Below are 20976 nucleotides of genomic sequence, written 5' to 3' on the forward strand. Positions count from 1 at the left end.
CTTTGCCACAACACAGAACAGGATTTGACATGCGCAGCCATTATTGCGGCCAGCTAAACGAAACGTTGGTGGATCAAACGGTTACCGTTTGCGGATGGGTCCATCGTCGCCGAGATCACGGCGGCGTTATCTTCCTTGATATGCGTGATCGCGAAGGTATTGCGCAGTTCGTGGTTGACCCAGACACCGCCGAAGCGTTCGCTAATGCCGATCGCGCCCGTGGTGAATATGTGCTTCGCATTACGGGACGCGTTCGTCTGCGCCCGGAAGGGACGCAAAACCCCAATATGCCCACCGGCATGATTGAAGTCTTGGCTAAAGACGTCGAAGTGCTGAATACCGCCGCGACGCCGCCGTTCCAGCTCGATGAGCATGGCAAAGTCGGCGAAGAAGTGCGTCTTAAGCATCGTTACATCGATCTGCGCCGCCCGGACATGATTGAGAAACTACGCTTACGTTCGCGCATTTCTCACAACGTGCGTGCCTTTTTAGAAAACCAAGGCTTCTTAGATATCGAGACCCCGGTCCTCACCCGGGCAACGCCTGAAGGTGCGCGCGACTACTTGGTGCCGAGTCGTACCCACGCTGGCAATTTCTTTGCGCTACCGCAGTCGCCGCAGCTCTTTAAGCAACTTTTGATGGTGGCCGGTTTCGACCGCTACTACCAAATTGCCAAGTGCTTCCGCGACGAAGACTTGCGAGCCGACCGTCAGCCCGAGTTCACGCAGATCGATATCGAGGCGTCGTTCGTTGAAGAAAACGACATCATGGCGATCACTGAATTGATGATCCGTCAGTTGTTTAAAGACGTACTTGAGGTTGAACTGCCGGTATTCCCGCAGATGACATGGCACGATGCCATGCAGCGCTACGGTTCTGATAAACCTGATCTACGCATTCCGTTGGAATTGACGGACGTTGACGATTTAATGCAGCAGGTTGATTTTAAGGTATTTTCAGGCCCCGCTAGCGCAGAAGACGGCCGCGTTGCCGCGCTGAAAGTACCGGGTGGTGCGACGCTTTCACGTAAAGAGATTGATGAATATACCAAGTTTGTAGGCATTTATGGTGCTAAAGGCTTGGCATGGATCAAAGTCAACGAGCGCGCTAAAGGGCTTGAGGGCTTGCAGTCGCCTATCGTCAAGTTTATGGAAGACGTAGTCGAAGAACTGCTTGACCGGGTTGATGCCAAAGACGGCGACATCATCTTCTTCGGGGCCGATAAAGCCCGCATCGTCAATGAAGCCATCGGCGCGCTGCGTGTTAAGTTGGGTGCGGACTTAAATCTCTACACCCAAGCGTGGTCACCGCTGTGGGTCATCGACTTCCCAATGTTTGAGGCCGACGACAATGGCCGCTTAAGCCCCTTGCACCACCCGTTCACCGCGCCGGCTTGCAGCCCTGAAGAGCTCAAGGCGAATCCGGCTGGGGCGCTCTCTCGTGCCTACGATATGGTATTGAACGGTACTGAGCTGGGTGGTGGCTCTATCCGTATTCACGACCAAGCCATGCAAAGTAGCGTATTTGATATTCTGGGGATTGGCGAAGAAGAAGCACGCGAGAAATTCGGCTTCTTACTCGATGCGCTGCAGTACGGCGCGCCTCCTCATGGTGGCTTGGCCTTCGGCCTGGATCGCTTGGTGATGCTGATGGTCGGTGCGAACACCATTCGTGAAGTGATTGCCTTCCCGAAAACCCAGAGCGCAGCCTGCTTAATGACCGATGCCCCTGGCGAAGTCAGCCCGGAGCAACTGAAAGATTTGAATATTCGTCTGCGCCAAAAAGCCAAAGCGGAAACCGCAGGGGAGTAATTCCGTCTGTGGTAGCCAGCATGGCATTTGCTGGGCAGTTCAGCACCGGCGCCTTAGGGCGTCGGTGCTTTTTTAAGCGCTTTTTAGGGAATACCTACGATGCCTGAGCCGCTGCCCAATATTACGCCGCGTATTCTTGGCATTGACCCGGGGTCTCGCATCACCGGTTTTGGTGTCATAGACATTTACCAAGGCAAACCCCGCTATGTTGCCAGCGGATGTATTCGCACCACCGATGTGACGCTTGAGCAGCGACTCGCACAAATTTATGCCGGCCTCGGTGAAGTGGCGGGGCTTCATCGGCCAACGTACGTGGCGATAGAACGCGTGTTTATGGCCAAAAACCCAGATTCGGCGCTGAAACTCGGCCAAGCTCGCGGCGCGGCGCTTGTTTGTATGGCGAACCTGGGGTTTGCGGTTAACGAGTATTCGCCACGGCAAATTAAACAGGCGGTGACAGGGCAGGGTGGCGCGGATAAAACGCAAGTGCAGCACATGGTGAGCGCGATTTTGCGCCTTTCCGCAACGCCACAGGCCGATGCCGCCGATGCGCTCGCGATTGCGCTGACAGACGGTTATGTCCGCAGTGGATTGGCCGTTGATACGGCATCTCATCGCCCTCGGCGCAAAACCGGCCGTTGGCGTCTCTAAGGCTCATTTGTGCTAGGCAAAATCAGACACGTGTTCCTGGTTAGCTGCACCTGGTCATTTGTACAGAGTGGCTTTATAGTAAGCACACTTTGCGTAGGCTTTCTTATTTGTCACGAAGAGCCCGTTACCAAGAAAGGTCAGCTATGATTGGACGCCTTACCGGGCAGTTGTTGGAAAAACATCCGCCCTTGATTGTTATCGACGTGCACGGCGTGGGGTATGAGCTAGAAACGTCAATGAACACACTGGTTGCGCTGCCTGCCGCGGGTGAAACCATCTCGCTTTATACCCATTTGACGATTCGTGATGACGCACATCTGCTTTATGGTTTTGCCCGCGAGCATGAGCGTGCGCTGTTTCGCGCCCTGATTAAAGTCAACGGAGTTGGTCCCAAACTAGCGCTCGCGATTCTCTCAGGCATGGATGAAGATGCCTTTATGCGCTGCGTACGCGATGATGACAGCAAAGCGTTAACTCGCCTTCCGGGTGTGGGCAAAAAGACAGCTGAACGGCTAATTATCGAGATGCGCGACCGCTTCCCCGAGTGGGAAAACGTCTCAGACACAACGTTGCCGTTAGAAGCGGCGACAGCGCAAGGTGAGCGCGACAGCTTGGCAGATGCTGAAGCGGCCTTGATTAGTTTAGGTTACAAGCCCGCTGAAGCGGCCAAAATGCTTTCAGGGCTCGACCCTAAGCAACCTGCTGAAGCGCTTATCAAAGCCGCGCTGACGCAGCGTTTAAGCAGCTAGCCTATATAGACTCTGAGGAGCCTCATGATCGAACAGGATCGCTTGATTGCCGCCGCGCCGGAGCAAGGTGAAGTCAGGATGGATCATGCGATTCGTCCCAAGCGTCTTTGCGACTATATTGGCCAGCCACGCATGCGCGAACAGATGGATATCTTCATCGGTGCCGCCCGGCTGCGCGAAGAGAGTCTTGATCACACGCTGGTATTTGGCCCACCAGGGTTAGGCAAAACGACGCTGGCGAATATTATCGCCACGGAAATGGGTGTTGGTTTAAAATCGACCTCAGGCCCCGTTCTTGAACGCGCCGGTGATCTTGCCGCAATGCTGACCAATTTAGAGCCTGGCGATGTGCTTTTTATCGATGAAATCCACCGGCTGTCACCGGTGGTAGAAGAAGTTCTCTATCCGGCGATGGAAGATTTTCAGCTTGATATTATGATTGGCGAAGGCCCGGCAGCGCGCTCCATTAAATTAGATTTGCCTCGATTTACCCTGGTCGGCGCCACAACCCGTGCCGGGCTTTTGACCTCCCCGTTACGCGACCGGTTTGGTATTGTGCAGCGCTTGGAGTTTTATAACCTTGAAGAGCTGAGCGCGATCGTGACTCGCTCAGCGAGTTTGTTAAACGTCAATACCAGTACTGACGGTGCCGCTGAAATCGCCAAACGCTCGCGCGGCACGCCGCGAATTGCCAACCGCTTGCTACGGCGCGTGCGTGATTATGCTGACATCAAAGGCAGCGGCTATGTCGATATTGATATTGCCGATGCGGCGTTGAATATGCTCAACGTGGACCATCATGGGCTTGATCATATGGACCGCCGCCTGTTACTGGCCATGATGGATAAGTTTGACGGTGGCCCGGTCGGCGTTGACTCTCTTTCGGCGGCGATTGGTGAAGAGCGCGATACCATCGAAGATGTCATTGAGCCGTATTTGATTCAGCAAGGCTTAATGATGCGCACACCACGGGGGCGCGTCGTAACCCGGCAGGCGTGGGCACACTTTAGCCGTGTACCGCACGAGCAGGCGCCCGGTAGCGCAGGGGAAATCAGGCCATGAGCTATGTAGTTACCATGCCCATTCGCGTCTACATGGAAGACACAGACGCGGGCGGCATTGTCTACTACGTTAACTATCTGAAGTTCATGGAGCGCGCCCGTAGCGAATGGCTAAGGCAGCAAGGCTTCTCTCAACAGACATTATTAGACGAAGGGACACAGCTAGTGGTATACCGCTTGGCGTGCCACTATGCCAGACCCGCAAAGTTGGATGACATCCTAAACATTACGGCTGACGTGGCTAAGATAGGGCGCTGCCGAATGACGTTTGAGCAACACGCCACCCGTGGCGAGGAACCACTTTGCCGTGCCACGGTCGAGATAGCGTGTTTGGATGCCAAACGGTTAAAGCCTAAAGCCTGGCCACCATCCTTGTTGGCCTTATTTGACTATCTCCAGATAAAAAGAGGACACCTGTGAACGAAAACAGCATGTCGATTCCGCACCTGATTATGAGTGCCAGTACGGTCGTCCAGCTTGTGATGCTGATACTTGTGCTGGGATCCCTGCTGTCATGGGTGGTTATCTTTCAGCGCAGTTTTGCGTTGAATCGCGCGAAAAAAGCCTATGACGAATTTGAAGAGACGTTTTGGTCAGGCGTTGATTTGAATGATCTCTACCGTGATATTCCCGCCGATGACGCACGACAAGGGGCCGAACGTATCTTTCAATGCGGATTTCGAGAATTTCATCGTTTAGTTGCCAAAACGCGAGAAGCGGATACCGTGCTTGAAGCGGTTCAGCGCAGCATGAGGGTCGCTTGGTCACGCGAAGAAGACCGCCTCAATCAGCACTTAGTGTTTCTTGCCACCGTGGCTTCGGTAAGCCCTTATATTGGCTTATTTGGCACGGTATGGGGGATTATGGGGTCTTTTCAATCACTTTCCATGGCCCAGCAAGCGACGTTAACGACCGTGGCTCCTTGGATTGCCGAAGCCCTGATTGCCACGGCCATGGGTCTTTTCACGGCAATTCCTGCAGTGATTTTTTATAACCGCCTTTCCAACAGTGCGGGTCGTTTACTGGGCAAATATGAAGATTTTGCCGAAGAGTTCTACGCCATTTTGCACCGTAATTTGCAAGGGCGTGACACCACGTCAAGCTAAGGGAGTCGCTTTATGCAAGGGCCTTTTCACCGCGGCGGTCAACGACGCCCCATGGCGGAAATTAATGTGGTGCCTTTCATCGATGTGATGTTGGTGCTGCTGGTGATTTTCATGATCACCGCGCCCATGCTCACTCAAGGCGTGCAGGTGGATTTGCCACAAGCGACGTCTGAACCGATCGAAACCCCGGAAGATAGTGACCCTATTCAGGTGTACGTCGATCCTGAAGGTAACTATCACCTTAGCCTGGGCGGTGATACGACAGCGGTGACGTTGGATGATCTCGCTGAACGTATCGCGGTGATTCTAGAGCGCCGCCCGGATACACCGGTGATGGTGCATGGGGATCGCCAGATTGCATACGGCCAAGTCGTCACGTTAATGAGCACGCTGCAGCGTGCGGGTGTAGCCAACGTCGGTCTTGTTTCCGAGCCGCCGCAAGATGAGTAAACGCAGGGGACGCCTTGTGGCTTTTTTTTCACGAAATCAACACGACGTCGGTTATTTTTGGCCGCTGGTGTTGGCAGTACTGGTTCATGCTGTCGTTGTGATGTTTAGCGTGACGAATTTTGACAGCGAAGACGCAGCGCCTGAATCCGCTTCCATTGTGCACGCTACGTTGGTGAGTACAGAAACGTATACGGATCAGGCGCAGCAAGTAAATGATAACCAAGCGGCATCGAGTATGCCGTCTCAACCGCCTGAGGAGACTCCTCCGCCACAAGAGGCGCCAGCGCCACCGTCAAGATCACTGGAAGAGGCGGTTATCGAACAAGCCGCAGAACTGGCTGCACAGCAAGAAACCCAAGCGCTTGAGCAAGCGCGTGCTGAAGCAGAGGCGCAGGCGCAGCGACGCGCAGAGGAGACAGAGCAACAAGCATTAGAGGCCGCAGCACGAGAAGCCGAGCGAGCAGAGCAGCGAGCTCAGGAACAGCGCCGCCGTGAGGAAGAGCAAGCGCGCCAAGCGCAAGAAGCCGAAGAGCAGCGCCGCCGCGAGGAAGAACAAGCGCGCCAAGCGCAAGAAGCCGAAGCGCAGCGTCGTCGCGAGGAAGAGCAGGCTCGTCAAGCGCAAGAGGCCGAAGAACAGCGTCGCCGCGAAGAAGAACAGGCCCGCCAAGCGCAAGAAGCCGAAGCGCAGCGCCGTCGCGAAGAAGAACAAGCCCGCCAAGCGCAAGAAGCCGCTGAAGCTGCCATGCAGCGCCAGCTAGAAGGACAAAGAGAGGCCGCTGCCAATGCGCGGCAAGCACAGCAAGCAGCCAATAGCTTTAGTGCTATTGTGCGCCGGGCGGTAGAGCAAGCATGGCTTATTCCTGGCGGTGCAAGTGATACAATGAGCGCGACTATTCAAGTTCGTTTAGGGCCATCGGGTGAAGTGCTTGCCACGACAGTAGCGGCATCGAGCGGTGATAGCGCTTTTGACCGTTCTGCTATTCAAGCGGTTGAGCATGCAGCGCCCTTTACTGAGTTGCGTGAGCTATCCGCAGAACAACAACGTAACTTACGCCAATTTGATTTGCGATTTACTCCAGGGGATGTTCGCTGATGCAAACCTTACGCTATTTACGACTAGGGGTATTGCTGCTGCTTATCAGCAGTTTTTTTCTTGTGAGTCATGCCGCGAGTGCGAATCTCACCATTGAAATCACGCGAGGGAGTGACCGTGCACTGCCGATCGCCGTGGTTCCCTTTGCCGACAATCAGGGGTTACCCGAAGATGTGGCGCAAATCATTCACAATAACTTAGAGCGCAGCGGCTACTTCGCTCCACTTGAGCGCGGTGCCATGTTTGAGCGTCCTAACAAATCCGAGGATGTTCAATTTGGTACCTGGCGCTCGCTAGACGTGCGTTATTTAGTCGTTGGCGATATAGAAACCAGCGAAGCAGGCTACCGTATTAACGCTGAGCTGATGGATATTAGCGGACAGCGCCGGATGCTCTCTGAAAGCATTAACAGCCGGGAGGGCGGTCTGCGCGGTGCTGCGCACCGTCTTAGTGATCAAATTTTTGAGGCAATTACCGATATCCGTGGCGCTTTTTCGACGCGCATCGCCTACGTGACCGCACAAGGCGTTGGGGACAATATGCAGTTTGGCCTTTACGTGGCGGATGCGGATGGACGTAATAGTCAGGAAGTGCTCAGTTCCGATAACCCCATCCTTTCCCCATCGTGGTCACCCGATGGCCGCAAGCTTGCGTACGTATCGTTTGAAACCGAGCAATCGGCAATCTACGTACAAGAAGTGTCTTCCGGGCAAAGGGTTCAGCTAACCTCCTTTGATGGCATCAACAGCGCGCCAGCGTGGTCTCCTGATGGTCGCCGCTTGGCCATGTCGCTCTCCAAAGACGGGCAGCCGGAAATTTATCTTATGAATGTAGCGAATCGCTCGCTGGAGCGGCTAACCAACAGCAGCAGCATCGATACTGAGCCCGAATGGGCACCTGATGGGCGTAGCTTGTTGTTTACTTCAGACCGAAGTGGCGGCCCTCAAATTTATCGTTACACGTTAGGAAACGGTCAGACTCAGCGGCTAACTTACACCGGCAATTATAATGCGCGTGGGCGCTTCTCTCCTGATGGCGATGACATCTTTTTGATTCATCGCTCTAATCGAGGTTATCAAGTGGCTCGCCAGGATTTGGACAATGACCGCTTGGTGGTATTAAGCGAATCGACTCGCGATGAATCACCGAGTGTTGCCCCTAACGGCACCATGGTAATCTTTGCCACCCAACAAGGCGGCAATGGTGTATTAAGCGCTGTTTCTGCCGATGGGCGTTCCTCTTTTAGGCTACCTGCCGCTCAAGGTGATATACGCGAACCCGCATGGTCACCGTTTTTAAATTAGGAGTAAGATAATGCAGATTAACCCCATGGTGCGTGCATTAACGGTTGCTTTCTCTATCGCTGTGATTGCTGGTTGCTCAAGTACGGGCGGAACCCAAGGTGGCGACTCCACTGGCTCGCAAACAAGCCGAACGGGTAGCGGTGTGGAAAGCCGCGGCGCGGGAAGTGGTGGCCAGTACGGCACGACAACAGGCAGCGGAGCACGCACTAGCCAGCAAGCTGATTCACGTATTCCTGAAGTCCGCACCATTTACTTTGATTTTGACCGCGATACCATCAAAAGTGAGTATGAGTCAGTCGTAATGGCTCATGCCCGTTACTTGCGCGCCAATCCAAATGCGGCGGTCGTGCTGCAAGGGCACACGGATGAGCGGGGTACGCGTGAATACAATTTGGCACTAGGTGAGCGCCGAGCTAACGCCGTACAGCGGTTCCTCAATATTCAGGGTGTGTCTAATGGCCAAATGAGTGTTGTAAGCTTCGGTGAAGAACGTCCAGAGGCACGCGGGCAAGGCGAAGAGGCTTATGCAAGAAATCGTCGTGTGGTATTTAACTACTGAGCCAACAAAAACGTTTTATGAGCGCCACACCCCGCTGGTAACAGTGGGGTTAACAGATGGCTTCAGGAGACATGATGAATTTCAGCCTTACATGCAATAAGCCTAAAAGGGTGATCCATCCATCACCGCTTAAATGCCTTGCTTTTGGGGTTTCTATCTTGTGGGTGACGGCGTCTCTTTCGGCAACGGCGCAACAGCCGATAGTGGAAGATATTTCCTCACGCTCCGGTAGTTTTTACGAGCAAACGCAAACACAACCATCAAGTGGTGGAGCTCTTGTTCTTTTTAATCAGGTGCAAGAGCATCAACGCGAAATCCAGCAGCTTCGTGGCCAGCTAGAAGAGTTGCGTCATGAGTTTGAGCGACAAATGCGCCAAAGTCAGCAGCGTTATATTGACTTGGAAGACAGGATCGTAAGCTTAGAAAAGCGTGAGAGGCCTGCCGCCCCTGAAAATGAGCCGGAAGCAGCGTCGACTGTATCTGAGGAAAGCATTACTCCTGAGGATGAAGAACCGTTAGCGGCCGTCACCGAAGAAGGGAGTCACCAGTCGATAAATGCGGATGTGCAGCAAGCGTACCAAGAGGCCTTTTCTCATGTCCAAGCACGGCGCTTTGATGACGCTATCGCTGCCTTTCAAGATTTTGTCGATCAATACGCTGATTCATCGTTAACGCCCAATGGTTATTATTGGCTTGGTGAACTTTACGCGGCAAAGGATGAGCTTGTCCCTGCAGAAGAAGCGTTTGATCGTGTGATTAACGAGTTCAGCGACAGCCGTAAGGTTCCTGATGCGTTATATAAACTCGGGCTATTGAAAGCCCGCCTTGGTGAATCAGAGCGCAGTCGCGAACTTCTCACCCAGGTGCGCGATGACTATCCGCAAAGCAGTGCAGCAGGGCTTGCAAGCGACTTCTTACGCCAATCTGCGAATTAAATTAATCTTAAGGATCCTAACAACGCTATGAGCTGCAAAATCGACTATCAGCCCACGCCTGATTTACTTAAAGATCGTATTATTTTGGTCACCGGGGCAGGCGATGGTATAGGCCGAGCGGCAGCGTTGACCTATGCTCGGCATGGCGCAACGGTAATTTTGCTTGGGCGTACGATTGCCAAGCTTGAGCGTGTTTACGATGAGATTGAGGCGTTGGGAGGTCCGCAACCGGCTATTTTCCCGCTCAATTTTGAAGGCGCCACGCTCAAAGATTTTCACGAAATGGCACAAACGCTCGACAGCGAGTTTGGCCGCTTAGATGGTCTTCTCCACAATGCCGGTATGCTTGGCCGTATTACCCCATTTGAGCAATACAATCCTGAGCTTTGGAATCAAGTGATGCAGGTGAATATCAACGGCCCTGTTTGGATGACCCAAGCGTTGCTACCGCTTTTGCAGCAGTCAGAGAATGCCTCAATTATTTTCACTTCATCCGGCGTGGGGCGCAAAGGTCGTGCGTATTGGGGCGCCTACGCGGTGTCAAAATGTGCCACGGAAGGTTTTATGCAGGTGCTGGCTGATGAAATGGATAGCCAACAAAACCTACGCATAAACACCCTCAACCCAGGAGCCACCCGGACACAAATGCGCCGAAGCGCTTTTCCCGGTGAAGACCCCGCGACGCTTCGCACACCAGAAGAAATTATGCCCACCTATTTATGGTTAATGGGGCCTGATAGCCGTGGCGTTAACGGCCAACAGTGGGATGCGCAACCACCCCGCTAACATCACACTTGACGTTAGCGCAGCGCAAGCGCCATAGAGGGTAGGGCAGCGACCAATGTCGTGCAGTCGCTAAACCATAGGTCAGCCGGCCACTGGTGATAATCGTCTTCTTCGCTGATATAGCCATACCCGACTGCCACAGCGGTCATTCCTGCCGCTTTGGCAGCTTGCATATCACGCAGATGATCTCCTACGTACCAGCACTCGCAAGGGGCAATGTTTAGGCGTCGGGCTGCTTCCCATAACGGTTCGGGCGAGGGTTTTTTGGCGGTTAAATCATCAGCACAAAGCAGGGCGTCTGGCATTAAGGCTAGCGCTTTCAAAAGCGGCTCGGTGTAACGACGTGGTTTGTTAGTCACAATCCCCCATAAGCCGCTATCACGCTGCCAGCGGTTAAGCCATGTATCAAGGGGCGAAAAAACACGGCTATGGGTTGCTATCGCCTGCTCGTAGGCGTTAAGTAAAAACGCTCTAGCATCGCTGTGATGCGGGTGATCGATGTCAAACCCCAGCGCTAACGTGACCAAGGCGCTACCGCCGTTGGACACCTGTTTGCGGATAGTGGCAAAAGGCAAAGGGGCTAACCCGTGGTGAGCACGAAGCGCATTGGTCGCATTGGCTAAATCGGGCGCGGTATCGACTAAGGTGCCGTCCAAGTCAAATAATAAGGCACGAGCAGGGGTGTTGCCGAGTATGACTTCGTTTACTGCATCAGACATTACATCTCCGATTTGCGACAGTGCATCATGTAATTGACCGAGACGTCGTGGCTATTTAGCCGGTACTGACGCAATAGCGGGTTATAGGTCAGTCCAGTTTGCTCATTCACCTCTAGTTGAGACGCGCGACACCAAGCGGCCATTTCCGAGGGGCGAATAAACTTGGCATAGTCGTGTGTTCCCCGCGGTAAAAGCTTGAGCACATATTCAGCGCCAACAATGGCAAAGACATGGGCTTTGCGGGTGCGGTTGATCGTGGAAAAGAAGATGTGACCACCAGGGCGAACTAAGCGGCTGCACGCTTCGACCACAGAAGCCGGATCGGGAACGTGCTCAAGCATTTCCATGCAGGTAACAACGTCAAAAGAGCCGGCATGCTCATCAGCGAACGCTTCAACGGCTATCTGGCGATAAGTGATGTCGACACCGCTTTCTTCAGCATGCAAACGTGCGACGGCAAGCGGCGCTTCGCCCATATCAATACCGGTGACATTCGCCCCTCGGTGCGCCATGGCTTCACTCAAAATCCCTCCGCCACAGCCCACATCCAGCACGCGCTTTCCCGCAAGCCCCGCGCGGGCATCGATAAAATCAAGGCGTAGCGGGTTAATGTCGTGCAACGGTTTGAACTCACTGTTTTTATCCCACCAGCGGCTGGCAAGGGCTTCAAACTTGGCGACTTCTGCTGCGTCGACATTACCGTGATAACCTTGCGCACTACTATCCTCAGATGGCGCTTGCATGTGCGTTACTCCCTGCGTCCTAAAACGAGACATTAAACTGCAGAAAAAAACCATCGACAGCCACCGTGAGTGATTGCCGATGTGTAGTGTATGATGCCCATTCTAACCATTCCGAGGTCGGAACGCATAAAAAGGACCTTTTATGATTCGCAAGGCTGTACTTCCTGTTGCTGGCTTTGGCACGCGTTGCTTACCTGCGTCAAAAGCCATCCCTAAAGAGATGATCACTATTGTCGACCGCCCTGTTATTCAATACGTGGTAGAGGAGGCGGTGGCGGCAGGTATTCGCGACATCGTTTTAGTGACCAGCAGCAGTAAAAGTGCTATTGAAAACCACTTTGATACCCACGCAGAGTTGGAAGCTAGCCTCGAAGCCAAAGGCAAGCATACGTTGCTGGAGAGCATTCGCGACATTATCCCTGACGACGTCAATATCATCAGCGTGCGCCAAGGCGAGCCTTTAGGGCTAGGGCACGCGGTGCTATGTGCTCGACCGGTCATTGGTGACGACGAGCCTTTTGCCGTATTGCTGCCCGATGTACTGGTTAACCAGGCAGGCACTTCCTCAAGCAATGATTTGAGCGGGATGCTGCAGGCGTTTGAACAGCGTAATACTGCTCAGCTGATGGTAGAGGAGGTCGATTGGGCCCATGTTGAGCGCTACGGCATCGTCGCCCTGGAGGGAGACATACCTGCGCCTGGGGTCGCTGCACCTGCTGCGGGAGTGGTAGAAAAACCCGCTCGCAACGCTGCTCCTTCAAATCTCGCTGTTATAGGACGCTATGCGCTTCCGGGTTCAATCTTTGCGCTGCTAGAAAATACGCCGCCCGGTGCAGGGGGAGAAATTCAACTGACCGATGCCATAGAAACCCTGCGTCAATTATCAGGTGTCGAAGCGTACCGGATGCAGGGCGTGACTTACGATTGCGGTCAACCGCTGGGCTATTTAGAGGCAACACTCGCATATGGCCGCTGTCATCCAACGCTCGGGAATAACTTCAAGGCCTTACTTGCGCGCTATCAGCAGGAGATGTAGGCCATGCGAGTTCTTGTTTACGGCAGTGAGCTAAGCGCCGCTACGGCGGCGGCGGCGCTTTCTTGGGTTGGGCACTACGTGTATTGGCTTCCACACTCGTCTCAGCCATGGGACGTATTGCAGCAGGCTGGATGGTTACGTCGTGAGCCAACCTTGTTTGATCAGCTACAGCACAGCCTTGCTGAGGGTAATTTGACTCTCGTCACCGAAGTAGAGTCTCCCGGCCATTGCGACATTGCGTGGCTGTCACTATCACCTGCTCAGCGTGATGATGCGGCGGCGTTTGTCTCTAACCCCGCCATGCACACCAATCCTGACTTGCTGCTAGTGAATAATTCGACCTTTCCGGTGGGAGAAACCGAGCGCCTACAAGGGCTTATGCTGTCGACGCAATCCAGCGTAGCGCTTCCGGATATGCTCGAAGAAGGCCGCGCCTGGGCAACGTTTACCCGCCCCACACGTTGGCTTCTTGGTTGTGACGAAGCCATCAGCGAGCGTTTAGTGCGTGAGTTGTTGCGCGCTTTTAATCGCCGTAGTGAAGTGTTTCAAAGAATGCCGCGGCGCGCCGCGGAACTGACCAAACTGGCTATTAATGGGATGCTGGCAACTCGCATCAGCTACATGAACGAAATTGCCGGACTTGCCGACTCGCTGGGTGTTGATGTCGAATACGTACGCCAGGGGATGGGAGCTGATAGCCGTATCGGCTTTGAATACCTCTATCCTGGCTGTGGCTTTGGGGGTCCTAATTTTTCCCGTGATTTAATGCGATTGGCCGATGTTCAATCCTCAAGTGGCCGAGCTTCGGCGCTACTCGAGCAAGTAATGGACATTAACGAACACAAAAAAGAGACGCTTTTTCGCAAATTATGGTCACACTTTGACGGTCAGTTAGCGGGCAAAACAGTGGCCATTTGGGGGGCAGCTTTTAAGCCGGGTACCGCACGCATTGACCAAGCCCCCGTATTAACACTGCTTGAGGCATTGTGGGCGCAAGGAGTGCATGTTCATCTTCATGATCCGGCCGCTGTGCCAGCGTTAGAAGAAGCCGTTGGGCCACGTGATGATTTAATTACGTTTAGCGATGATCCTTACCTCGTCTGTGAAGGCGCTGATGCACTATTGTTAGTAACAGAGTGGAAAATCTATTGGAACCCGGATTGGCTTCGGCTCAGCGAATTGTTGAGCGCAAAGCTCGTGCTGGATGGTCGCAATATCTATGACCCAAGTTTCGTGGCAAGTTGTGGCCTCACCTATCGAGGTATTGGCCGCCGCGCTGACCCCACCGCTTGATAAGGAGAGCGCATGTCTGACCCTGCTGCAACGACACGAATCGTGCCTGACGTTGACCAAAGCTTTAACGCCCAGCACTTACGCTACCGCAAGGGCCCCTCGCTCTGGCCTTTGTGGCTTGTTTTATTGTTGATAATTGCCGTCCTTGGTGTGGCAGCCGCAGGGCTTTGGTTTGAGCGCGAACGCCTTTTGACTGAGCTTAATCGTGTCAGTGGAGAAGTCTCCAATATGCACGCACGATTAGACGCGGGTGACAATGATGTACAAGAAAGGTTAATCTCGGTTGAAGCGCAAATGAACACTCTGTTCCAAGAACAAGAGCAGTTATCCATTGCATTTACTAATACACGTGAGGAGCTTTTTAGCCTCATTCCTGCCAGTGAAGAAATGGTCTCGGCAGACGCGATTGAAGCCTTGTTGCAGCAGGTTGAGCGACAACAAGAAGCGATGCAATTACGCGATAGTCAGCTTGCCGCTATGAATGCTTCACTTAATGCACTGGAACAGTCTAGCGATAATGCTCAAGCGCGTCTTGCAGAGGAAATGGAACGTTTAGCCGAACAAGGTAGCGAGCGTGAAGAGACGCTTGACGACCTAGCGCAGTCGGTTGATGCCTTCGAGCAAGAGTGGCAGCAGCGCTTACAGGCGCTAGAAGGCGATTTGCGCCAAGTGCGCCAATCACAACTTGCGTTGAGTGCTCAGCTAGAAATGCTGCGTTGAAGATATGCCATGATATTGGCTAGGAATTGATTTATGGGAATAAAACGCCGAGGACGGGCAGTCAATAGACTGGCATATATCACACTCTTCCCGTTGCTATGTCTTTCTCCAAGTGCGCTGGCCTTTGATGTGACGATTAATGGCGTCGAAGACGAAGTTCGAGGCAATATTAAGGCTTATTTAGAAAACCTCGAAGCGGGAGAATATACCCCCAGGCGTTTAGAGAATGAAGTCAAACAACGCGCTGCCGAAGCGATGAGGCCCTATGGGTATTACGAGCCGAGCATTAATGTGTCGCTAGGTGAAGAGGGCAGCGAAGCGACGCTAGAGATTGACCCCGGTCCACAAGTCACCATTGAAATTCTCGCCATTCAACTGGAAGGCGATGCGCGCGAAGATCCGCCTTTTATCGAGGCTGTTGACAATTTTCCTTTACAAGAGGGGGATGCGTTACGTCACTCCCCCTGGGATAGCCTCCGTAACCAATTGTCTGGGCTTGCACTGGAGCGCGGCTATTTTGATTCGCAGTTCAGCGATCGGCGTATGGAAGTCCGCCCCTACCAGCAAAGTGCTCGTTTATACATGACGTTTGCCAGTGGCTCTCGTTATCAATTTGGCGATGTGGCCATTAACGGCAGTCACATTGAACCCGAGCGATTACAAAACTTACGCACCTTCGTAACAGGTGAGCCTTATCGTGCCGAAGCTATCGCTCAGTACAACCAACGGTTAGCTGAAACCGGTTGGTTTCGTTCTGTGGCCGTTCGCCCAAGGCTCGCCAGCGCGCGCGAGTTGGTTGTTACGTCACCGCCTCGTGGTGAAGGGACTTGGTGGCAAGAGGCAACCCCCGAGCGCGAAAGACGTGCCTATGTTAGCCGCGCCGCGCTGCAAAGCGTGATGAGCATAAGCCACCGTGATGACCAATTACTGCCTATCGATGTCAATGTCGAACCCGCCGACCGGCATCAGTTTGAAGTGGGGGTGGGGTATGCCACCGACATCGGACCACGTTTGCAATTTGGCTGGCAACAGCCTTGGATTAATCGTTTTGGCCACAGTTTAAATCACGATTTATATATTTCTGCGCCAGAGCAGCGTTTTTCAGGGCGCTACCGTTTGCCGCTGGATGATCCCCGCCGTGACAGCTACCAACTCCAATACGGACTTAAGAATTTAGATAATAACGATACACGCTCACTAGAAGCGACCATTGAGGTTGCCAGGCGTTGGCAATTTGATAACGACTGGGTGCAGTCAGTTTACCTACGCACCACCTATGACGACTTCACCCAGGGGGGAGACGCTCAAAAAGTGTTGATTTACTACCCCGGGGTTCAGTGGTCGCGTACCCGTACGCGCCAGCAACGTTTTCCTACGTGGGGGGACCGTCAGCAGTTTTCGGTTGAATACTCCGATACTGCGTGGGGTTCCGATGCCCAATTTTTGCGCGTTACCGGTGATACCGAATGGATCCGCATGTTGGGGCAAAATAACCGCTTTATTGGTGGTATCAGTGTCGGTGCCATCGAAACCGACGATTTTGATCCTGTTCCGCCGTCGCTGCGCTTTTTTGCCGGCGGCGACAACAGCGTGCGGGGCTACTCGTATGAAAGCCTATCCCCCCGCAACGACGAGGGTCGTTTACGCGGCGGTCAACAGCTTCTCGCCACCAGCGTCGAGTACCAACGTCGCGTGACGGGCAACTGGTGGGGAGCAACGTTCGTGGATAGCGGCGACGCCTTTGATAACTGGGGACCCAATGATCTGAAAACCGGTGCCGGCCTAGGGGTTCGCTGGGTATCTCCGGTGGGTCCTATCCGCTTAGACGTTGCCCACCCGTTTGACCACGAAGACGCTTGGCGTTTGCATTTCTCCATCGGGCCGGAATTCTAGGAGGCTTTTTTGTCCCAGGTTGCTCATACGACGCCCAAGCGGCACACCCTTTCTGCCCGTAAACGCGTTTGGCTTTTGTTGTGGAGTTTTATTCGGCTAGTGGTGGTGTTGCCGCTATGGTTATTATCCTTGGTTATGCTGTTATTGGGTTGGGCGCTTTCACCGTGGGGCACTGGCGTATTGCTGGATCAAGCGGCGCAGCGTGAGTGGATCGCGTTTGATCATCGCGAAGGCAGTTTATTGGAAACGTTTCGTCTTGAAGGCTTCGTGTTAGACGCAGCGGGCGTCGAGGTATCGGTCGGTGAGTTTGAGCTCGCCTGGGCAGAGGACTGCGTACTCTCGGGCGAGTTATGCATCGACACCTTACGTATCGCTCAAGCCGATATCCGTTTGCCGGCGGGGGACACGGCGCCAGAAGCCGAACAAGCATCGCCAGAGAGTTCACAAGGTGGTGCTATGCGCTTTCCTTTTCCTTTCTCGGTAAGAGAGCTCGCCCTTGACGACGTGACCATCCACTTAGGCAATGGCACAACGTTGAGTTGGGCGCATTTTGAAAGCGCCATTTATGCGGCAGAAGATGGCGTCGAGATTTCTCCCACACACTGGGAAAAGCCAACATTGTACCTACCGCCAAGCGCGGGTGTTCGTCTAACTCAAAATACCGACACTCCACTTAGCGCCGATGGAATCGATGCTGCCATTGCGATCCAGGCGCCTCGCGCTGAAGCGGATGATGAAGCCTCGTTGCCTATCGATGAAGCGCTGGCCGGGCGTGAGCCGATCACGCTTCCGGCCATTGCATTGCCGCTTGATATCCGTATACCGGCGTTTAATGTCACGCAATTTACCCTGACAGGAGCCACTGAGTACCAAGTCGAGACGCTTGATATGGGCCTCGTCACCGAAGGCAATCGCGTTACGTTGACACATTTTAACGCCACGACACCTGATGCTCGCATTGCATTGACAGCCAACGTAACACTTCATCAAGACTACCCATTGACGGCGGAACTTAACGTCGACGTGCTGGAATCCGAGCGTCTAAATGCGCTCGAACTAGAGGCGCTAAGCGGTCAAAGGTTGCGCCTTAACCTCAGTGGCTCGGCAAGCGATCTTAACGCTGAACTGCGCGCAGACGGCGCAGTGCAGGCGTCGATCGATGCCCAGCTCAATGCGCTCGCGCCCACACTGCCGTTTACGCTGCGTTTACAAAGCGATGCGATTAGCTGGCCGCTTGCCGCAAAGGATGACGATGAAACGGCCCACCGCCTTCAGGCATTGGATTTAGCGCTGGAGGGGGATTTAAACGATTACCGGTTAGCACTTGAGACGCAAGCGTCAGGACCCACTATTCCGCAGACGCACCTCTCGCTGACAGGAGAAGGCGACACTGGCCAGTTTGCTTGGTCGCCACTTACGGTAGGTATTAATGAAGGCGAAATTCGCAGCCACGGGCAAGTAGAGTGGCTAAGCCCGTTAAATCTTTCAGCATCTTTTAGTTTCTCACACATCAATCCTGGGGATTTTGTTGAATCGCTTAAGGGTGATTTGAACGGCAGTCTTGAAATTAAGGCTCGCCAAGAGCAAGAGCGCTGGGCCTTGTCAATTCCGGCGCTCAACATTGGCGGTGAGTTAATGGATTACCCATTAGCGCTCAGCGCGGTGTTAGACGCCGATAGCGAACTAAACGCAAATATTCACCAACTCCGCTTTGCCCAGGGCAATAATCGCTTAAACGCTAGCGGCGAGCTTAGCAAAGACACTCTGTCGCTCGATGCCGAGATCAACTTGCGCGAGTTAGCAACGCTCGCGCCAACGCTATCGGGCACCTTAACCGGCAACATTCAAGCCCGTGGTAATTTTTCGCAACCTAACCTAAGCGCGGTTCTCAATGGCGAGGCCCTGCAGTTTGGGGAAAACCGGCTTGAAACGCTGCGTCTCAATGCCGATGTCAGTGGGGTAGATGACCCAAGCTTTGATGTAACGCTTAACCTAGCGAATATAAACGCTGGAGGCCAATCCATTGAACGCGCTGATTTAACCCTAAGCGGCCGCCTTTCTCAGCACCGCTTGACACTAGACACGCAAGGCGCTCCCCAAAACTCACTGTTTGAGCAAGCCTCAATGGCGTTGGAAGGCAGTTTTAACCAAGCAGAACAATACTACCGCGCCCAAGTTACACCCCTCGAAGTGGTTTCGGACGCCGGCACGGTCCGCTTGGAAGACGCACTGGATATTAATTACCGTATCGCAAGCAGCGAAGCCAATATTGCGCCATTTTGTCTGCGTCGCGAGGAGGGTGGCGTCGTCTGCTCAGAAGAACCGTTAACAGCTTCTCCCAACGCGGGAGAAGCCGTACTCTCGCTACGCGAAGTGCCGATGCAAATGGTGACGCCTTTCTTACCCGATGGCTGGAATTTAGACGGCGACACCACCGCCGATGTGACTGCCTCCTGGCAGGACGGAGGGCAGCGCTGGCAGGCGGATATGCAGCTTTTGAGCGAATTGGCTATCACCGCCATTAACGACTTTGGTCAACCCGTCGAGCTTCCGCGTCTAGCCCTCGACGCCCGCGTTAACGCCACCCCCGAGCGTGCCCAGGTAAATAGTTCCCTGTCCTTTTCTGAAGCAGGTGACATTGAACTCTCATTGACGATTGCCGATCCCGTGGGCGAAGGCCGCCTTAATGGTGAGTTGCGCATGGCTCAATTGTTGCTGGCACCCTATCGCCCCATGGTCGTGGGAATGGATACTTTAGCAGGTGCGCTTAATGGCAACGTACAGATTAGCGGTGTTACTGAAGAGCCTACCTTACAGGGCCAGCTTGAACTTTCCGGCATTAATGCTGCAGGCCCAGACTTACCGCTGGTGATCTCAGAGGGAGAAATCAACGTGGCACTCAATGGTGCCTCAGGCACCATTGACGGCTTCATTGAGGCTGAGCGTGGGCGCTTGGCCATTACCGGCGACGCCGTTTGGCCACGTGACGAGCCTTGGCGCATGGGGGTGGATCTTAATGCCACGCAGGCGCCGCTACTTATCTCGCTGCCACAATTTGGCCGTTTAGAAGTGGCGCCCGATATTCGCGTTCGCGTGACACCCGCACGGTTGCAAGTGCGCGGTAACGTGGATGTTCCTTGGGCTCGGCTTGAGGTAGGCGATATTCCCAGCTCAGCAACCGGGCCTAGTCGCGATGAAATCATCATCACCGAGCGCGATGACCGTAAAGCGCAAGAGCGTACGCAGGCTCAGGCTGAGAACGGAGAACCCAGTGCCGCCGATGAATTGGCTCAAGAAGGCATGGCAATGGATGTGCTCATCACCGTGACACTGGGCAGGGACATGCAGTTAGCGGCGTACGGTTTAGAATCCGGTTTAGGGGGCACACTGGAGGTTCGTCAAGATAGTGGCGGTTTACAGCTTTTTGGTGACGTTAACTTGGTTGATGGTCGCTTTAAAGCGTTTGGTCAGGATTTGTTAATTCGGCGCGGACAAATTCTTTTTAGTGGTCCACCCGGGCTACCAACCCTCGATTTTGAAGCGATTCGTAACCCTGAAGTCACCGAAGACGACGTGATTGCCGGGTTAAGCGTCACGGGGCTTGCCGAAGCACCTGATGTTGCCATTTTTTCCGAACCGGCAATGAACGAAACGCGCGCGCTTTCCTATCTCTTGCGCGGGCGTTCGCCGGATGCCAGTGGCGGCGGCCTGGATACTGCCCTCACCACGGCACTCATCGGTATGTCACTAGGCCGCACCGGCAGTGCTGTCGGCTCCATTGGCGAAGCTTTTGGCATTGATAACCTCACGTTGGATACCACTGGTGCCGGTGAAGACAGCCAAGTGGCGCTTACTGGCCAGCTTACCGATGATATTCGTATCAGTTATGGCGTCGGAATTTTCTCTCCCATTGCCGAGCTTACGTTGCGCTACACGCTCTGGCGCAACCTTTATGTTCAAGCGGTGTCTGGTGCTTCTCAAGCCGTGGATCTTATCTATGAGTTTAACCGTCCAGGCAACCCGCGCATTTTTGATTAGATACATTCTCATCCATTAATAGGTAGCGA

The 20976-nt window shown here is 53.8% G+C and carries 19 protein-coding genes; 17 read left to right on the top strand and 2 right to left on the bottom strand.

What is annotated here, in order from left to right:
* Positions 1 to 29: 29 nt before the first annotated feature.
* The 12 genes from aspS (at position 30) to QC823_RS04555 (ending at position 10505) form a co-directional block, all read left to right on the top strand.
* Positions 30 to 1811, top strand: coding sequence for an aspartate--tRNA ligase (gene aspS, locus QC823_RS04500; RefSeq protein ID WP_309655160.1), 1782 nt, complete (start codon positions 30 to 32; stop codon positions 1809 to 1811).
* Positions 1812 to 1910: 99 nt separating this feature from the next.
* Positions 1911 to 2462, top strand: a complete 552-nt coding sequence (gene ruvC / locus QC823_RS04505; RefSeq protein WP_309655161.1) for a crossover junction endodeoxyribonuclease RuvC — start codon at positions 1911 to 1913, stop codon at positions 2460 to 2462.
* 143 nt (positions 2463 to 2605) lie between these two features.
* Complete coding sequence (gene ruvA, locus QC823_RS04510; protein ID WP_309655162.1) at positions 2606 to 3211, top strand: Holliday junction branch migration protein RuvA; 606 nt, start codon at positions 2606 to 2608, stop codon at positions 3209 to 3211.
* A gap of 24 nt (positions 3212 to 3235) precedes the next feature.
* Positions 3236 to 4273, top strand: coding sequence for a Holliday junction branch migration DNA helicase RuvB (gene ruvB, locus QC823_RS04515; RefSeq protein WP_309655163.1), 1038 nt, complete (start codon positions 3236 to 3238; stop codon positions 4271 to 4273).
* Positions 4270 to 4692 (top strand): tol-pal system-associated acyl-CoA thioesterase, encoded by a 423-nt coding sequence (gene ybgC / locus QC823_RS04520; RefSeq protein WP_309655164.1) that lies wholly within the window; start codon positions 4270 to 4272, stop codon positions 4690 to 4692. The genes ruvB and ybgC overlap by 4 nt, the downstream gene beginning before the upstream one ends.
* Complete coding sequence (tolQ, locus tag QC823_RS04525) at positions 4689 to 5378, top strand: protein TolQ (protein ID WP_309655165.1); 690 nt, start codon at positions 4689 to 4691, stop codon at positions 5376 to 5378. The genes ybgC and tolQ overlap by 4 nt, the downstream gene beginning before the upstream one ends.
* Positions 5379 to 5390: 12 nt before the next feature.
* A complete protein-coding gene (tolR, locus tag QC823_RS04530; RefSeq protein WP_309655166.1) occupies positions 5391 to 5828 on the top strand; it encodes a protein TolR in 438 nt (145 codons plus the stop codon).
* A gap of 16 nt (positions 5829 to 5844) precedes the next feature.
* A complete protein-coding gene (gene tolA, locus QC823_RS04535; protein WP_309655167.1) occupies positions 5845 to 6921 on the top strand; it encodes a cell envelope integrity protein TolA in 1077 nt (358 codons plus the stop codon).
* Entirely contained in the window at positions 6921 to 8225 is a 1305-nt protein-coding gene (tolB, locus tag QC823_RS04540; RefSeq protein WP_309655168.1) for a Tol-Pal system beta propeller repeat protein TolB, read from the top strand. The genes tolA and tolB overlap by 1 nt, the downstream gene beginning before the upstream one ends.
* 10 nt (positions 8226 to 8235) lie before the next feature.
* A complete protein-coding gene (pal, locus tag QC823_RS04545; protein WP_309655169.1) occupies positions 8236 to 8784 on the top strand; it encodes a peptidoglycan-associated lipoprotein Pal in 549 nt (182 codons plus the stop codon).
* Between the two features lie 74 nt (positions 8785 to 8858).
* The gene (ybgF, locus tag QC823_RS04550) at positions 8859 to 9719 is read left to right on the top strand and encodes a tol-pal system protein YbgF (protein WP_422823581.1); all 861 of its coding nucleotides are present in this window, start codon (positions 8859 to 8861) and stop codon (positions 9717 to 9719) included.
* Positions 9720 to 9746: 27 nt separating this feature from the next.
* On the top strand, positions 9747 to 10505 hold the full coding sequence (locus tag QC823_RS04555) for a YciK family oxidoreductase (protein WP_309655171.1): 759 nt from the start codon (positions 9747 to 9749) through the stop codon (positions 10503 to 10505).
* 14 nt (positions 10506 to 10519) lie between these two features.
* On the opposite strand, the gene QC823_RS04560 is transcribed toward QC823_RS04555, so the two are convergent.
* Together QC823_RS04560 and ubiG are read right to left on the bottom strand one after the other, a co-directional pair.
* Positions 10520 to 11224 carry an HAD family hydrolase gene (locus QC823_RS04560; RefSeq protein WP_309655172.1) on the bottom strand — a complete coding sequence of 235 codons (705 nt, stop codon included), beginning with the start codon at positions 11222 to 11224 and terminating at the stop codon, positions 10520 to 10522.
* Positions 11224 to 11967 (bottom strand): bifunctional 2-polyprenyl-6-hydroxyphenol methylase/3-demethylubiquinol 3-O-methyltransferase UbiG, encoded by a 744-nt coding sequence (gene ubiG / locus QC823_RS04565; protein WP_309655173.1) that lies wholly within the window; start codon positions 11965 to 11967, stop codon positions 11224 to 11226. Before ubiG ends, QC823_RS04560 begins: the two co-directional genes overlap by 1 nt.
* 142 nt (positions 11968 to 12109) lie before the next feature.
* On the opposite strand from ubiG, the gene QC823_RS04570 reads away from it, so the two are divergent.
* The 5 genes from QC823_RS04570 to tamB are packed head-to-tail and all read left to right on the top strand — an operon-like array spanning position 12110 to position 20947.
* On the top strand, positions 12110 to 13003 hold the full coding sequence (locus QC823_RS04570) for a UTP--glucose-1-phosphate uridylyltransferase (RefSeq protein WP_309655174.1): 894 nt from the start codon (positions 12110 to 12112) through the stop codon (positions 13001 to 13003).
* A gap of 3 nt (positions 13004 to 13006) precedes the next feature.
* On the top strand, positions 13007 to 14296 hold the full coding sequence (locus tag QC823_RS04575) for a nucleotide sugar dehydrogenase (protein WP_309655175.1): 1290 nt from the start codon (positions 13007 to 13009) through the stop codon (positions 14294 to 14296).
* A gap of 12 nt (positions 14297 to 14308) precedes the next feature.
* Entirely contained in the window at positions 14309 to 15016 is a 708-nt protein-coding gene (locus tag QC823_RS04580; RefSeq protein WP_309655176.1) for a hypothetical protein, read from the top strand.
* Positions 15017 to 15049: 33 nt separating this feature from the next.
* The gene (tamA, locus tag QC823_RS04585) at positions 15050 to 16909 is read left to right on the top strand and encodes an autotransporter assembly complex protein TamA (protein WP_309655177.1); all 1860 of its coding nucleotides are present in this window, start codon (positions 15050 to 15052) and stop codon (positions 16907 to 16909) included.
* 9 nt (positions 16910 to 16918) lie between these two features.
* On the top strand, positions 16919 to 20947 hold the full coding sequence (tamB, locus tag QC823_RS04590; protein ID WP_309655178.1) for an autotransporter assembly complex protein TamB: 4029 nt from the start codon (positions 16919 to 16921) through the stop codon (positions 20945 to 20947).
* Positions 20948 to 20976 lie beyond the last annotated feature (29 nt).

Origin of the sequence: Vreelandella vilamensis (assembly GCF_031451755.1) — a bacterium.
Classification (GTDB): domain Bacteria; phylum Pseudomonadota; class Gammaproteobacteria; order Pseudomonadales; family Halomonadaceae; genus Vreelandella; species Vreelandella vilamensis.

Bases quoted from the DNA above. Each gene is read 5' to 3' on its own strand.
- pal (WP_309655169.1), top strand. From the start codon at position 8,236: ATGCAGATTAACCCCATGGTGCGTGCATTAACGGTTGCTTTCTCTATC.
- ruvA (WP_309655162.1), top strand. From the start codon at position 2,606: ATGATTGGACGCCTTACCGGGCAGTTGTTGGAAAAACATCCGCCCTTG.
- ubiG (WP_309655173.1), bottom strand. From the start codon at position 11,967: ATGCAAGCGCCATCTGAGGATAGTAGTGCGCAAGGTTATCACGGTAAT.
- QC823_RS04580 (WP_309655176.1), top strand. From the start codon at position 14,309: ATGTCTGACCCTGCTGCAACGACACGAATCGTGCCTGACGTTGACCAA.
- tamA (WP_309655177.1), top strand. From the start codon at position 15,050: ATGGGAATAAAACGCCGAGGACGGGCAGTCAATAGACTGGCATATATC.
- aspS (WP_309655160.1), top strand. From the start codon at position 30: ATGCGCAGCCATTATTGCGGCCAGCTAAACGAAACGTTGGTGGATCAA.
- QC823_RS04560 (WP_309655172.1), bottom strand. From the start codon at position 11,224: ATGTCTGATGCAGTAAACGAAGTCATACTCGGCAACACCCCTGCTCGT.
- tolB (WP_309655168.1), top strand. From the start codon at position 6,921: ATGCAAACCTTACGCTATTTACGACTAGGGGTATTGCTGCTGCTTATC.
- ybgF (WP_422823581.1), top strand. From the start codon at position 8,859: ATGAATTTCAGCCTTACATGCAATAAGCCTAAAAGGGTGATCCATCCA.
- ruvC (WP_309655161.1), top strand. From the start codon at position 1,911: ATGCCTGAGCCGCTGCCCAATATTACGCCGCGTATTCTTGGCATTGAC.
- QC823_RS04555 (WP_309655171.1), top strand. From the start codon at position 9,747: ATGAGCTGCAAAATCGACTATCAGCCCACGCCTGATTTACTTAAAGAT.
- tolR (WP_309655166.1), top strand. From the start codon at position 5,391: ATGCAAGGGCCTTTTCACCGCGGCGGTCAACGACGCCCCATGGCGGAA.
- QC823_RS04570 (WP_309655174.1), top strand. From the start codon at position 12,110: ATGATTCGCAAGGCTGTACTTCCTGTTGCTGGCTTTGGCACGCGTTGC.
- QC823_RS04575 (WP_309655175.1), top strand. From the start codon at position 13,007: ATGCGAGTTCTTGTTTACGGCAGTGAGCTAAGCGCCGCTACGGCGGCG.
- ybgC (WP_309655164.1), top strand. From the start codon at position 4,270: ATGAGCTATGTAGTTACCATGCCCATTCGCGTCTACATGGAAGACACA.
- ruvB (WP_309655163.1), top strand. From the start codon at position 3,236: ATGATCGAACAGGATCGCTTGATTGCCGCCGCGCCGGAGCAAGGTGAA.